General features: G+C 66.4%; 15 protein-coding genes. 12 read left to right on the top strand and 3 right to left on the bottom strand.

Annotation, left to right across the window (positions count from 1 at the left end):
- Window positions 1-115 precede the first annotated feature (115 nt).
- From speD to M9902_RS06910, 6 genes are all read left to right on the top strand, one after another.
- Window positions 116-907 (top strand): adenosylmethionine decarboxylase, encoded by a 792-nt coding sequence (speD, locus tag M9902_RS06885; RefSeq protein WP_297174458.1) that lies wholly within the window; start codon window positions 116-118, stop codon window positions 905-907.
- Between the two features lie 86 nt (window positions 908-993).
- The gene (locus tag M9902_RS06890) at window positions 994-2,406 is read left to right on the top strand and encodes an OmpA family protein (RefSeq protein WP_297221769.1); all 1,413 of its coding nucleotides are present in this window, start codon (window positions 994-996) and stop codon (window positions 2,404-2,406) included.
- A 162-nt stretch (window positions 2,407-2,568) separates the two neighbouring features.
- Entirely contained in the window at window positions 2,569-2,955 is a 387-nt protein-coding gene (locus M9902_RS06895) for a DUF4124 domain-containing protein (protein WP_297174284.1), read from the top strand.
- Window positions 2,955-3,224 (top strand): DUF4124 domain-containing protein, encoded by a 270-nt coding sequence (locus tag M9902_RS06900; protein ID WP_297174281.1) that lies wholly within the window; start codon window positions 2,955-2,957, stop codon window positions 3,222-3,224. The genes M9902_RS06895 and M9902_RS06900 overlap by 1 nt, the downstream gene beginning before the upstream one ends.
- Window positions 3,225-3,270: 46 nt before the next feature.
- The gene (locus M9902_RS06905) at window positions 3,271-4,983 is read left to right on the top strand and encodes a proline--tRNA ligase (protein ID WP_297221771.1); all 1,713 of its coding nucleotides are present in this window, start codon (window positions 3,271-3,273) and stop codon (window positions 4,981-4,983) included.
- A gap of 112 nt (window positions 4,984-5,095) precedes the next feature.
- Window positions 5,096-5,452: an H-NS histone family protein gene (locus M9902_RS06910; protein ID WP_297174275.1), complete on the top strand. Its 357-nt coding sequence runs from the start codon at window positions 5,096-5,098 to the stop codon at window positions 5,450-5,452.
- Window positions 5,453-5,542: 90 nt separating this feature from the next.
- On the opposite strand, the gene M9902_RS06915 is transcribed toward M9902_RS06910, so the two are convergent.
- Entirely contained in the window at window positions 5,543-6,775 is a 1,233-nt protein-coding gene (locus M9902_RS06915) for a threonine/serine exporter family protein (RefSeq protein WP_297221774.1), read from the bottom strand.
- Between the two features lie 88 nt (window positions 6,776-6,863).
- On the opposite strand from M9902_RS06915, the gene M9902_RS06920 reads away from it, so the two are divergent.
- The 6 genes from M9902_RS06920 (at window position 6,864) to M9902_RS06945 (ending at window position 12,670) form a co-directional block, all read left to right on the top strand.
- A complete protein-coding gene (locus M9902_RS06920; RefSeq protein ID WP_297221776.1) occupies window positions 6,864-7,988 on the top strand; it encodes an ABC transporter permease in 1,125 nt (374 codons plus the stop codon).
- Between the two features lies 1 nt (window position 7,989).
- Entirely contained in the window at window positions 7,990-8,799 is an 810-nt protein-coding gene (locus M9902_RS06925; RefSeq protein WP_297171660.1) for an ABC transporter ATP-binding protein, read from the top strand.
- Between the two features lie 85 nt (window positions 8,800-8,884).
- Entirely contained in the window at window positions 8,885-9,811 is a 927-nt protein-coding gene (locus M9902_RS06930; protein WP_297221778.1) for an MlaD family protein, read from the top strand.
- Entirely contained in the window at window positions 9,808-10,443 is a 636-nt protein-coding gene (locus tag M9902_RS06935; protein ID WP_297171664.1) for an ABC-type transport auxiliary lipoprotein family protein, read from the top strand. Before M9902_RS06930 ends, M9902_RS06935 begins: the two co-directional genes overlap by 4 nt.
- Before the next feature lie 99 nt (window positions 10,444-10,542).
- The gene (locus M9902_RS06940) at window positions 10,543-12,219 is read left to right on the top strand and encodes an electron transfer flavoprotein-ubiquinone oxidoreductase (RefSeq protein ID WP_297171666.1); all 1,677 of its coding nucleotides are present in this window, start codon (window positions 10,543-10,545) and stop codon (window positions 12,217-12,219) included.
- 46 nt (window positions 12,220-12,265) lie between these two features.
- On the top strand, window positions 12,266-12,670 hold the full coding sequence (locus M9902_RS06945) for a DUF3592 domain-containing protein (RefSeq protein WP_297221780.1): 405 nt from the start codon (window positions 12,266-12,268) through the stop codon (window positions 12,668-12,670).
- Window positions 12,671-12,918: 248 nt separating this feature from the next.
- Here M9902_RS06945 and M9902_RS06950 read toward each other — a convergent pair whose 3' ends face one another.
- Window positions 12,919-13,545, bottom strand: coding sequence for a CoA transferase subunit B (locus tag M9902_RS06950; protein ID WP_297171670.1), 627 nt, complete (start codon window positions 13,543-13,545; stop codon window positions 12,919-12,921).
- Between the two features lie 148 nt (window positions 13,546-13,693).
- On the bottom strand, window positions 13,694-14,422 hold the full coding sequence (locus M9902_RS06955) for a CoA transferase subunit A (RefSeq protein ID WP_297222073.1): 729 nt from the start codon (window positions 14,420-14,422) through the stop codon (window positions 13,694-13,696).
- Between the last annotated feature and the right edge of the window lie 105 nt (window positions 14,423-14,527).

Raw genomic sequence — 14,527 nt, forward strand, 5'->3', positions numbered from 1 at the left:
CGCCCAGATGCGGGGCCTGCCCGGTCGGGCGCCGGCTTGCCGGCAGCGGTGACGCCACGCGCCCGGACATGTCGCATAATGCGCGGTCTGCGTCCTTCCACCGGGTTCCGATGCCGTGGTCAAACCGTTGCCGCGCCTGAGGCTGCAAGGCTTCAACAACCTCACCAAGTCGCTCAGCTTCAACATCTACGACGTGTGCTACGCCGCGTCGGAGGACGAGCGCAGGCGCTACATCGAGTACATCGACGAGGAATACAACGCCGATCGCCTGACCCAGATCCTGACCGACGTGGCCGAGATCATCGGCGCCAACATCCTCAACGTCGCCCGCCAGGACTACGACCCGCAGGGCGCGTCGGTGACGATCCTGATCTCCGAGCAGCCGGTGATCGACAAGGCCGACGCCAAGGGCGTGATTTCCGACGCGGTGGTCGCCCACCTCGACAAGTCGCACATCACCGTCCACACCTATCCGGAAACCCATCCGGACAACGGCATCGCCACCTTCCGCGCCGACATCGACGTCTCCACCTGCGGCGTGATCTCGCCGCTGAAGGCGCTGAACTACCTGATCGAATCCCTGGAATCGGACATCGTGGTGATGGATTACCGCGTGCGCGGCTTCACCCGCGACGTGCGCGGCAAGAAATACTTCATCGACCACAAGATCAACTCGATCCAGGACTACCTGGCCAAGAACATCCGCACCCGCTACGAGATGATCGACGTCAACGTGTACCAGGAAAACCTGTTCCACACCAAGATGCACGTGCGCGATTTCGATCTCGACAACTACCTGTTCGAGGAAAAGGCGCGCAACCTGTCGTTCAAGGAACGGATGAAGATCGAAGCGCGGCTCAAGCGCGAGATCGAGGAGCTCTACCACGGGCGCAACCTGATCGACTGAACGGGCCGCGCTTGCGCGTGGCCGCCCAAGCGGTGAAAGTCCGTGATTGTCGGCAAGGCCATTGCCGTGATCGAGGACCAGACGCCATGCCGATGCACCGATTGCCGTTGACCGCGTTGACCGCGTTGACCGCGTGCTTGCTCGCGGTCCTGGCGCTGCCGGGCTGCAAGCTGCAGGCCCCGGCGCAAGCCGCCGCCGCGGCCCCGGCCCAGGCCGCCGCCCCTGCCGCGGCACAGGCCGCCCAGGCGACCGCCAGCCCGCCCGCCGCCGACGCCTGGCCGGCCCCGGACAAGGTCGAGCGCGATGGGCCGGACGCCGAACTGATGGTGCAGATCGGCGACATGGACAATTTCGGCTTCGGCTTCCCGGATGGCTTCGACCTGTTCACCGGGCGTTCGACGCCGGTTCACAGCTATCCCTTCAAGCCGGGCGAGAGTGACGCCTCCGGCACCGATCGCATCATGGTGCCCAGCGGGTTCAAGAGTGCCTCCGGCGATGGATACACCGCCAGTACGTCGCGGCCGGACAATGACCCGCGCCCGCTGCGGGTGGCGTTCGACCTCGACGGCATCGAGGTCAAACGCGCGGCGCTGCAGCTGTTCGTGGACGATTTCCAGGCGCGGGTGTGGGGCGCCACCTATCGCGTGTGGATCAACGGCACCGAAGTGCCGGTGGTGGCCACCACGTTGAACGCGCTCGACCAGACCGGACCGATCGGCAAACTGGTCACGGTCGAACTGCTGCCTGAGCAGATCGGCCTGCTGCGCGAGGGCAAGTTCGAATTGCGCATCGACGACCCCAGCCACGACGTCGCCGATGGCTACGCGCTGGATTTCGTGCGCATCCTGATCAACCCCAAACCCTGGCGTTACACCGGCACGGTGCACGGGATCGTCATCGACGAAGAGTCCGGCGCGCCGCTGGCCGGCGTGCTGGTGTCGGCCAGCAACACCGCGCAGATGACCACCGGCGCGGACGGCAACTTCACCCTGAGCGGCGTGCCGGCGGGGCTGGCCGTGGTGTCCGGCAGCCATCCGGACTATCAGGCCGCGACCGAAGCCGCCGATCTGGTGGCCGGTGACGATGTGCGGGTCGTGCTCCGGCTCAAGGCCGCGCAGAAGACCAGCGCCGGCCTGCGCGAGCAGCTGGACCGGATCGGCAAAGTCGATATCTACGGCATCCATTTCGATACCGACAAGGACAGCCTCAGGCCCGAGTCCGACGCGGTGCTGGGCCAGGTGCTGGATCTGCTCAAGCAGCATCCGTCGCTCAAGCTGGTGATCGCCGGGCACACCGATGCGCAAGGCAGCGACGCCCACAACATCGACCTGTCCAATCGCCGCGCGCAGACGGTGGTGGCCTGGCTGGTCGCGCACGGCATCGCCGGCGAGCGCTTGCAGGCCGAAGGCCACGGTGAAAGCCAGCCGGTCGCCAGCAATGACAGTGAAGAAGGCCGCGCCCTCAACCGGCGGGTGGAGCTGCGCAAGGCCGATGGCTGATCCCGGTCAGCGCGCAAGTTCCTCTCCGAGTCGGGGGTGCGGCAAACCCGAGGGTCGTCCTGCGCGCCCGCATGCCGGCATTGTTCGGAAGCTTTCTTCGAAAAACTTGCAGTGGCGCCGCTGCGGTGCTGCAATCAACGGACATTCCCCCGGAGAGCACCCATGACCCTCTTCCGAACCCTGGCGCTGGCGCTGGGCATCACCTTGGTGGCAACCCCGCTGCTGGCCCAGCAGCGCATCTACCAGCGCAAGGACGCCAACGGCGTCAGCCAGTACACCGACGTCCGCCCGGAAAGCCAATACACGGTGCGCAACGTCAACAACAGCGGCACGCCGGCACCGACGGCCGCGCCCGCCGCCGCGGAAAGCGCGCAGTGCAAGGGCGTGCGCAACAACCTGTCGCGGCTGCAAAGCACCGAGGCGATCGGCATCGATACCAACGGTGACGGCAAGCCCGACCGCAACCTCAGCGCCGACGAGCGCAAGGCGCAGGTCGAGCTGAATCAGGCCGCAGTCAAGGCCTACTGCCCACCCGCCGCCGACCAGTAATGAAGCTGCTGGGCGCGATCGTGCTCGCGGCCGCGCTGGCGGTCGCGGCATGGTGGTGGTTCACCCGTGAAATGCCGCGCCGCGCCCAGGAACGCGAGGTGGCGGCCGAAGCGGCCGCCATCCAAGCCGAGCGTGCCAACACCCTGTACCGCTGGCGCGACGATGCCGGCAACCTGCAAATCACCGATGCACCGCCGCAGGGGCGCCGCTACGAACGCGTCAGCAAAACACCCCATGACGGGATCGAGGTGCGCGGCGACCGCGATTGAGCCGGTCAACATGGCAAAATGCGGGTTTTCCCCACGCTGGAATGCCATGCGCCTGTCGCAGTTCCACCTCCGCACCGAAAAGGAAACCCCCGCCGACGCCGAAATCGTCAGCCACCAGCTGATGCTGCGCGCCGGCATGATCCGCAAGCTCGCGGCCGGCCTCTACACCTGGTCGCCGCTGGGACTGCGCGTGCTGCGCAAGGTTGAATCGGTGGTGCGCGAGGAAATGAATCGCGCCGGCGCGATCGAAATGGCGATGCCCTCGATCCAGCCGCGGGAATTGTGGGAAGAAACCGGGCGCTGGGCGAAATTCGGCCCGCAGCTGCTGAAAATCCGCGACCGCAAGGAACAGGAATACTGTTTCACTCCGACCGCCGAAGAAGCCGTCACCGATTTCTTCCGCCAGGAAATCGCCAGCTACAAGCAGCTGCCGGTCAATTTCTATCAGGTGACGACCAAATTCCGCGATGAGATCCGGCCGCGTTTCGGGGTGATGCGGGCGCGCGAATTCATCATGAAGGACGCTTATTCCTTCCACGTCGACGAAGCCTCGCTGCACGCCGGTTATCGCGGCATGTACGAGGCCTATACGTGCATCTTCACCCGGCTCGGGCTGAAGTTTCGCGCGGTGGCTGCCGATACCGGCGCCATTGGCGGCAGCGCCTCGCACGAATTCCACGTGCTTGCCGATTCCGGCGAGGATTCGATCGCGTATTCCGATACTTCCGATTACGCCGCCAACGTGGAACTGGCGGAAGCGCTGGCGCCCGGCCCGCGTCCGGCCGCCGGCGAAGCCTTGCGCGAAGTCGCCACGCCGACCCAGAAAACCTGCGAAGACGTGGCCGCCCTGCTCGGCATCGCCTTGCAGCGCACCGCCAAATCGGTGGCATTGATGGGTCACGATGCCGAAGGCCGCGACCAATTCGTGCTGGCCCTGGTGCGCGGCGATCACCTGGTCAACGAAATCAAGTTGGGCAAACTGCCCGGCATGACCGATTCGCGCCTGGCCACCGAAGCGGAAATCCTGGAATTTCTCGGCAGCGAGCCCGGTTTCCTCGGCCCGCTGCAGCCGCGCAAACCCATCCGCGTGATCGCCGACCGCAGCGTTGCGGCATTGGCGGACTTCGTGATTGGCGCCAACAAACCGGGATTCCACATCGCCGGGGTGAATTGGGGCCGCGATCTGCCCGAGCCCGAGGTGGCCGATATCCGCAACGTGGTCGCCGGCGACCCTTCTCCCGACGGCCAGGGCCGGCTCGGGCTGTGCCGCGGCATCGAAGTCGGGCATGTGTTCGCGCTGGGTCGCAAATACTCGGAAGCCATGCGCTGCACCGTGCTGGACGCCGGCGGCAAATCCGTCCACCCGGCGATGGGCTGCTACGGCATCGGCATTTCCCGGATCGTGGCCGCGGCGATCGAACAAAACCACGACGCGGCCGGCATCCGCTGGCCGGCGGCCATCGCCCCGTGGCAGGTGGCGGTGTGCGTGATCAATCCGAAAAACGACCCTGAGATCGCCGCCGCCGCCGAGGCACTGCATGCGGAATTGAATGCCTCCGGCCTCGATTGCGTGCTGGACGATCGCGGCCTGCGCCCCGGCGCGATGTTCGCGGATATCGAACTGATCGGCATTCCCCACCGCATCGTGGTGTCCGCGCGCGGGCTGGCCGCCGGCACCTTCGAATATCGGGCACGTTCCGAAACCGAATCGGAAACCCTGGATCGGAGCGCACTGCTGGCCAAACTCCTGCCGACCTGATTCGGGCGGCACCGCATTTTCATTTGCGTATTTTCAGGGTATTATCCGGCGGTCCGCGCCGCGGATGTTTCTAACGAATCCGAAATATCCTGAGGAAATCGCAACGATGCCCATGAATATCGAAAATCTGAGCAGCCAGGAACTGAGCGCACTGATCAAGCGCGCCAACAGCCGCCGCAAGGTGCTGGCCAAGCGCAAGCCTGCCAATCAAACCAAGGCCGCCGTCGCCCGGCTGCTGAAAGCGGCCGGCTGGAGCTTCGAGGAACTGTTCGGCAAGGGCGGCACTGCCGCCGCGCCGGCCAAACGGGCGGCCCGCAAGGGCAAGGCCAAATCCGGCAGCAAGGTGGCCCCGAAATACCGCAATCCGGCCAAGGCCTCGGAAACCTGGTCCGGCCGCGGCCGCCAGCCACGCTGGCTGGCCGCCTTGACCGGCGCCGGCCACAAGGCCGATGAATTCCTGATCAAGTAATCGGGTTGCAGCAGAGCGGATATTGAAAACGCCGGCACGCGCCGGCGTTTTCATTTACCGAATCAATGGATTCCGCAAAGATGGATTCCCTCAAAGATTGCGGCGCGCGCTGATCAGCAGATTGCCGAACACCAGCCCGGCCACCAGCGCCATCAGGGTATTGAACACCGCCAGCGCCGCGGTTTGCCCGACGCTCAAATCCTGCGACTGGACCATCGACACCACCCCGCGCAGGGCCACGCTGCCCGGCACCAGCATGATGATGCCCGGCAGTCGCACCAGCGCCCCCGGCCGGTTGGCCATGCGCGCATAGGCATTGCCGGCGGCGGTGGTCGCCAGCGCCGCCAGAAATACCCCCGCCGATGCGCCCAGCCATTCCCCGCCATAGCGCGATACCAGATAACCGCCGACTGCGGCGGCCATGACCAGCGGATAATCGCGGCGGCGGGCCTGGAACAACACCGCAAAGGCATACGCGCCCAGCGCCAGCGCGCACCAGACCACCCATTCCGGCTGCGGCCGCAGCGCCCGCACCTGCGGCTCGAGACCGAGGAACCCGGCCACGGCCAAGGCAATCGCCGTGCCGATGGTCAGATTCACGACCGTCATCACCGCGCCGGCAAAGCGCGCGGTCCCGGACACCAGATGGCGGTTGGCCAATTCGCTGGCCGCCAGGGTCAGGGTCATTCCCGGCACCAGCACGATCAACGAAGCGATGATCACGGTATTGAGGTTCAGCGCGCCCAGCAGGACGCTGGCCAGGATTGCCATGCTGCCGGCCAGCAGGCCCGACAGCGCCTCGAAGCCTTCGCGCAGGCGCGGTCGCGACTGCGAAGCCACCAGCAGCAGGCCAATCAGCAGCCCGGTGCCGGCGGCCACGCCGATATCGAGCCAGGGCAGGCGGAACAGCCCCGCCACCGCCGTCGAGGCCAGCAGGAAGCCCAGCACCAGCAGCGAATTTTCCCGGCCGGTCGGCCGCCGTTCCAGTTCATGCAGCGCCGCGCGACCCTCGGCGATGTCCAGCCGCCCGCAAATCACGTCCTCGGCAATCCGGTCGGCGGCGCACAGCCGGCGCAGATGGGTATCGCCCAGCCCCGGCCGCACGATCCGGGTGACATCGGTGTGTCGGGCCGGACGGGCAGGATCGCGGAACGACAGGATGATCCCGGCCGGGTTGGACCACGGCTCGCATTCCACCTGCAAGCGCCGCGCGACCAGTCCAATCGCCCCTTCCATGCGCTCGGCCGTGGTGCCGTAGGCGTGCAGATGCCAGGCCAGTTCCTCGACGAAGGCGATGCGGTCGGAGTAGGTCGCGTCGGTCATGGTGGCGGGCGTTCGTGGGCGCACAGGATGCCACGCGTCGCCGCGGTTTTCCCACGCAGGACCACATTTGCGTAAGCTTGACGGGTTCATGGCCAGCGACGACAGCCACTACCGTCCTGCCGCCGACTTCGTCGAGACCGACGCGGGCGGCGTCCTGCGCCTGCGCGGGCGCTGGACCCTGCGCTACGCGGCCGAGGTGCGGGCGGCGCTGCGCAAGGCCGACGCCGGCACCAAGGCGGTCGATGCGCGCGACTGCGAACGCCTCGACACTCTGGGCGTGCTGCAGCTGCTGCGCTATGCCGACGCCCACAAGATTTCCTATGCGGCGCTGCAGTTCCGTTCCGACCAGCAGCAGCTGGTGGACGCGATCGAGGATGTCCACGACGACCGGCCGCAGGGCAAACGCGAGTACGGCGTGCGCGCGATGCTGGGCCGGGTGGGCTACGGGCTGATCGACAACGCCGGCGAAGTGATGGCGCTGGTCAGCTTCTTCGGCGAATTCATGGTCAAGGTCCTGCGCCTGTTCAAGGAACCCAGCCGCTTCCGCCTGACCTCGACCGTGCACCACATGGAGCAGATCGGCCTGGACGCGGTGCCGCTGGTGGCGTTGCTGTCGTTCATGGTTGGCGCCGTGATCGCCTTTCTCGGCGCGATGGTGCTCAAGGACTTCGGCGCCACCATCTTCGTGGTCGAACTGGTCAGCGCCGCCTTCCTGCGCGAGTTTGGCGTGCTGCTCACCGCGATCCTGCTCGCCGGCCGTACCGCCAGCGCGTTCACCGCCCAGATCGGCATGATGGTCAACAACGAGGAGGTCGACGCGATCCGGGTGCTCGGCCTCGATCCGGTCGACCTGCTGGTGATCCCGCGCGTGCTGGCGCTGCTGGCCATGCTGCCGCTGCTGACCTTCATCGCGATGATCGCCGGTCTGCTCGGCGGCATGGCGGTGGGGGCATTCAACCTCGACATCCCGGCGCCGGCCTACATGGCGCGGATGTCCGAGATGATGCAGTTCCGCCACTTCATCGTCGGCATGGTCAAGGCGCCGATTTTCGCCCTCGTGATCGGGCTGATCGGCTGTCTGGAAGGCCTGCAAACCCAGGGCACCGCGCAGTCGCTGGGCGAGCGCACCACTTCCAGCGTGGTGCAGACGATCTCGATGGTGATCGTGATCGACGCCTTCGCCGCGCTGTGGTTCATGCAGATGGATTACTGAGATGGCGTCCGGCTCGGTTTTCCGCACCATTGACGGCGTCGTGGTCGACGACAGCGCGCTGATCCGCATCCGCGGGCTGGTCAACCGGTTCGGCGAACAGGTGGTCCACGACGGCATCGACCTCGACGTCCACCGCGGCGAGATCCTCGGCGTGGTCGGCGGCTCGGGTACCGGCAAGTCGGTGCTGATGCGCTCGATCCTCGGCCTGCGCACGCCCAACGCCGGCGAGATCCAGGTGCTCGGGGTGGACGCACGCAACCCCAAGCCGGAGATCCGCCGCCACATCGAGCGCAACAGCGGGGTGCTGTTCCAGGACGGGGCGCTGTTTTCCTCGCTGACCGTCGGCGAGAACGTGCAGGTGCCGATCAAGGAACACTACCCGGACCTCGACAACTCGCTGTGCTACGAGCTGGCGCTGCTCAAGATCAAGCTGGCCGGTCTTCCGGCCGGCGCCATCGACAAGCTGCCCTCGCAGCTCTCCGGCGGCATGCGCAAGCGCGCCGGCCTGGCGCGCGCACTGGCACTGGATCCGCCATTGCTGTTCCTCGACGAGCCCACCGCCGGGCTCGATCCGATCGGCGCGGCCGCCTTCGACCAGCTGATCATGGCGCTGCAGCAGGCGCTGGGCCTGACCGTATTCCTGATCACCCACGACCTGGATACGCTGTACACCATCTGCGACCGGGTCGCGGTGCTGGCCGACCGCCGGGTGGTCGCCACCGCCCCGGTGGCCGAACTCGAAAAACTCGACCACCCCTGGGTGCAGGAATACTTCAACGGCCCGCGCGGCAGGGCGGCGCGCGGTGAGTAAGCCGCACGCTCCACGATCGCGCACCGCGCCGGGGCGGCAACGTCCCGCGATTTGTTGCACCATGGCACCAGCGAGGGCCCATTGAATGGAAACCAAGGCCAATTACGTTTTGATCGGCGGATTCACCGTGTTGACGGTGATCTTCCTGCTGCTGTTCACGCTGTGGGCCACCAAGTTCTCGACCTCGCGCGACTGGCGCACCTACGAGGTCATCTTCGACGAAGCCGTCACCGGCCTGACCGAAGGCAGCAGCGTCCAGTACAACGGCCTGGGCGTCGGCACGGTCGAGAGCCTGAGCCTGGATGAAAAGGACTCACGCAAGGTCATCGCCATTCTCAAGCTGCGCAAGAACACCCCGATCAAGGTCGACACCACCGCGCGGCTGTCGCAGCAGGGCATCACCGGCGTGCCGTTCATCCTGCTCAGCGGCGGCAAGCCCGATGCCCCGATGCTGGAAGCATTGGCGGGCGACGATTACCCGATCATCCGCACCGCACCTTCCGCCCTGCAGAACATCGCCGACACCGCCAACCGGCTGGTGGCGCGGCTCGACAAGCTGACCAGCGAAGAGAACATCCGCCGCTTCAACACGATCCTGGCCAACCTCGACCAGACCACCACCACCCTGGCCCAGAACCGCGAAAACATCGCCCAGCTGATCGCCAACGCCCGCGACGCCAGCGCGGCGCTGAAGACCACCCTGGCCACGACCAATGGCGCGATCGAGGGCATCGACCAGAACCTGGTCCGCCGTTTGCCGGCGCTGCTGGACAAGCTCGACGCGACGATTGCCAAACTCGATTCCGCCGCCGGCAATGCCAATGCGATGATTTCCGAGAACCGGCCGGCCATCCGCAGCTTCACCAACGACGGCCTGGGCCAGGTTGCCCCCACCCTGACCGAACTGCGCGGCCTGCTGCGCGAACTGCATACCATGACCGATCGCATGGAGAACAACCCGGCCCGCTACATCCTCGGCCGCAATGCGCCCCAGGAGTTCGACCCGAAATGAAGCGCATCCGACACCACGCCCCTGTCCTGCTCGCCCTCGCCCTGCTGTGCGGCTGCAGCAGCCTGCTCGGTGGCCCCAAGGAGCCGACCACGATCTACGCCCCGGTGCTGGAGGTCCAGCCCGATCCGGCCTGGCCCGCCGTCAGCTGGTCGCTGGAGATCGCACGACCCACCGGCGCGCCGGTCCTCGACGGGCTGCACATCATGGTCAGCCCGACCCCGGGCGAGCTGCAGGCCTACCGCGCTGCGCGCTGGGCACAAACGCCCGGCGCGATGATCGAAACCGGCCTGATGCGCACGCTGGAGGACAGCGGCAAGATCGCCGCCGTCAGCGCCCAGGGCAGCGGCGCGGCCGCCGGCTATCGCCTGCTGCTCGACCTGCGCGATTTCCGCTCCGACTACGCCGGCAGCGCGACGCCCTCGGCCACGATCGAGGTCAACGCGAAGCTGCTGCATCTGGCGGACCGGGCCATCGTCGGCAGCCGCACCTTCAAGATTGCGCAGCCGGCCGCCGGGGTCGACGTCGCACAGGTGTCCGATGCCTTCGCCCACGCAATCGGCAGCCTCAGCCATGACCTCGCCGGCTGGGCGCTGGAAACCGGCCAGGCACACCAGCGCCAGCACCACCCATGAGCGCAGGATGCCAGCGCGGCTGCGGCCCCTGCCGCGGCCGAATCGAGTGCGCGCTCGACTCGACGCTGGTGCAATACGCATTGCCGTCAGGAGTTCATCATGAATGACATTGCCCCGGACGCCGTTGCCCGCGAGTCGATGGCCTACGACATCGTCGTGGTCGGCGCCGGCCCCGGCGGCTTGGCCAGCGCGATCCGGCTCAAGCAGCTGGCGGCGCAAGCCGGCCGCGAGGTCTCGGTGTGCGTGCTGGAAAAAGGCTCCGAACCCGGCGCGCACATCCTCTCCGGCGCGATCGTCGATCCGAAGGCGCTGGCGGAACTCTTCCCCGACTGGGCCGAGCGCGGTGCGCCGCTGAAGCAGGCGGTGACGCGCGATGAATTTCTTTTCCTGAGCGAAACCGGCGCCCGCGCCACCCCGCACTGGCTGCTGCCAAAGTGTTTCCACAACCACGGCAACTACGTCGTCAGCCTCGGCGCGCTGACGCGCTGGCTGGCGCAGCAGGCGGAAAGCCTGGGCGTGGAAATCTTCCCCGGCTTCGCCGCCGCCGAAGTGCTGTACGACGCGGCCGGCGCCGTGATCGGGGTCGCCACCGGCGACATGGGCATCGGCAAGGACGGCCAGCCCACCGACCAGTTCCAGCGCGGCATGGAATTGCAGGCGAAGTACACGCTGTTCGCCGAAGGCTCGCGCGGCCAGCTCGGCCGGCAGCTGATTGCAAAGTATCAGCTCGACGCCGGCAAGGACCCGCAGAGCTACAGCATCGGCATCAAGGAACTGTGGCAGGCCGACCCGGCCAAACACCAGCCCGGCCTGGTCGTGCACACCGCCGGCTGGCCGCTGGACGGCGCCACCTACGGCGGTTCGTTCCTGTACCACGCCGAAGGCGGGCAAATCGCGATCGGTTTCGTGATCGGCCTCGATTACAAGAACCCGTGGTTGAGCCCGTTCAACGAATTCCAGCGCTTCAAGACCCACCCCGCCATCCGCAAGCATCTGGAAGGCGGCAAGCGGATCGGCTATGGCGCCCGCTCTCTCACCGTTGGCGGCCTGCAGAGTCTGCCGAAGACAATCTTCCCGGGCGGCGCGCTGATCGGCTGCGAAGCCGGCTTCCTCAATGCCAGCCGGATCAAGGGCAGCCACGCCGCGATCAAGACCGGCATGCTGGCCGCCGAAGCGGCATTCGCGGCGCTGGGCGAAGGCCGCCAGCACGATGAGCTTTCCGCCTACCCGGCGGCATTCGAAGCAAGCTGGCTGCACGCCGAACTGCAGCAATCCAAGAACTTCAAGCAGTGGTTCAAGAAGGGCCGCAACTTCGCCACCCTGATGACCGGCGTCGAGCAATGGCTGCTGCCCAAGCTGGGAATCCGCACCCCGCCCTGGACGCTCCACCACGCCACGCCGGACCACGCCTGCCTGCAACCGGCCGCAGCGCAGCCGAAAATCGACTATCCCAAGCCCGACGGCGTATTGACCTTCGACCGCTTGAGCTCGGTGTTTCTCTCCAGCACCTACCATGACGAAAATCAGCCCTCGCACCTGACCCTGAAGGATCCGACGGTCCCGGTTGAAGTGAACCTGAAGCAATACGCCGGCCCCGAGGCGCGCTACTGCCCGGCCGGCGTGTACGAATTCGTCGGCGAGCCGGGCCATGAGCGCCTGCAGATCAACGCTGCCAACTGCGTGCACTGCAAGACCTGCGACATCAAGGACCCCACCCAGAATATCGTCTGGGTCGCGCCGCAGGGCGGCGGCGGACCGAATTACCAGAACATGTAGGCAACGCGAAGATGGGGGCAGCAGCGCCATGAAACTGAAACTGCGCGTGATCTTCTTCCTGATCTTCTGCCTGCCCGGGCTTGCCATCCTCGGCTACTCGGCCAAACTCGCCGCGGCCGCCCATGGTTTGACCAGCACGGGCCTGACCGCCAACGGGACCATCGTCGATCACGAGCGGCAGACGCGTCGCAGGGTAGGCCAGTGGTATTGCCCGATCGTGGAATTTTTCCACCAAGGGGCCAGTTACCGCTTCACTGACAATGACGACTGCAAGCAATCCAGGCATGACGCGCCGACAGGATCGCGGGTCGAGGTCGTGTTCGACCCGGCCCAGCCATCACGAGCGCGCGTCGACAGCTTCCGCGGACTGTACGGAACCAGCCTGCTCAGCGCCGCGATCGGCCTGCCCTGGCTGTTGCTGGGCATCGCGCTGGTCGTGCGCGTGCGTTAGCGCTCCGGAGGCAAGTCTGCGGACTGGTGCCCTTGCTTCGATGCGCTTGTGAGCCTGATTGACGCCGGCAGGCCGACCCTTTTCGCGAATGTCCCCGCAGTGTGGGTTGCGGGAAACACTGACAAGCTCCGGGAGGTCGGTCCTTTTCGCGAATGTCCCCCGGCAGCGGCCCAGCCGCTGCCTCCTCCTTGATTTCGCGAAAAGGACCGACCTCCCGGAGCCTCTCGGCAGTGCGCGGGGTGGCCTTGTCAGTGCAGCGGCACGCCTGTCTTGCTCGCCGCTTCCTCACGACTGACGCCTTCGGCCAGCTCCACCAGCTTCAGGCCTTCCGGGGTGATGTCGAACACGCCCAGCTCGGTGATGATGCGGCTGACCACACCCACGCCGGTCAGCGGCAAGGTGCACTGCGGCAGGATCTTGGGCGTGCCGGCCTTGGTGCAATGCTCCATCAGCACCACCACCCGGCGCACGCCGGCGACCAGGTCCATCGCCCCGCCCATGCCCTTGACCATCTTGCCGGGCACCATCCAGTTCGCCAGATCGCCCTTGTCGGTCACTTCCATCGCGCCGAGGATGGCGATGTCGATATGGCCGCCGCGGATCATCGCGAAGGAATCGTGGCTGCCGAAGAAACTCGACCCGGGCAGCGCCGTCACCGTCTGCTTGCCGGCATTGATCAGGTCGGCGTCGAGCTCGGCCTCGGTCGGGAACGGGCCGATGCCGAGCAGGCCATTCTCGCTTTGCAGCCACACGTTCACGCCATCGGGCAGGTAGTTGGCCACCAGCGTCGGCAGGCCGATGCCGAGGTTGACGTAGGCACCGTCGGTGAGTTCCAACGCGGCGCGACGTGCCATCTGTTCGCGGTTCCAGGCCATGTTGCTGTGCTCCTTGTTGGCCCCTCTCCCTCCGGGAGAAGGGTTGGGGCGAGTGTTTGGTGAAGCGGCGGAATCCGGGTGCAAGCGACTTCGCCTTGCCCGCATCCGCCCTTCGGGCACCTTCTCCCGTGGGGGAGAAGGAAAAACGTCAGTCCGTGCGCAGGGTGCGCTGTTCGATGCGCTTTTCGGGCGTGGCGTTGACCACGATGCGCTGCACGTAGATGCCGGGCAGGTGGACGTGATCGGGCTCGATGTCACCCAGGCCCACCAATTCCTCGACTTCGACCACGCAGGTCCTGCCGGCCATCGCGCAGGCCGGGTTGAAGTTGCGCGCGGTCTTGCGGAACACCAGGTTGCCGGAAGGATCGGCCTTCCACGCCTTGACCAGCGAAACGTCGGCGGTCAGCGCGGTTTCCAGCACGTACATGCGGCCGTTGAACTCGCGGGTTTCCTTGCCCTCGGCGACCACGGTGCCGTAGCCGGTGGCAGTGAAAAACGCCGGGATGCCGGCGCCGCCGGCGCGCAGGCGCTCGGCCAGGGTGCCCTGCGGGTTGAACTCCAGCTCCAGCTCGTGGGCGAGAAACTGGCGCTCGAATTCCTTGTTCTCGCCGACGTAGGACGAAATCATCTTCTTGATCTGGCGCGTCCCCAGCAATTGGCCGAGGCCGAAGCCATCGACGCCGGCATTGTTGGAAATCACCGTCAGCCCATGCACGTTGGAATCGCGCAGCGCCGCGATCAGCGCCTCGGGAATGCCGCACAGGCCGAACCCGCCCACCGCGAGGGTCTGGCCATCAGCCACCAACCCATCGAGGGCAGCCACCGCACTGGGATAAAGCTTGCTCTTTGCAGCCACGGACCCGTCTCCGCTTCGAATCGACGCGGCCATTCTAGCGACATGCGCGTCAAGGCCCAGCGTACTTTGGTGCAAGACCCGGCCTGCAACGGCGGCATACGCCGGCGTCCGGTACAATTGGGGGTC

The sequence above is a fragment of the Thermomonas sp. genome (assembly GCF_023953935.1).
GTDB lineage: Bacteria > Pseudomonadota > Gammaproteobacteria > Xanthomonadales > Xanthomonadaceae > Thermomonas.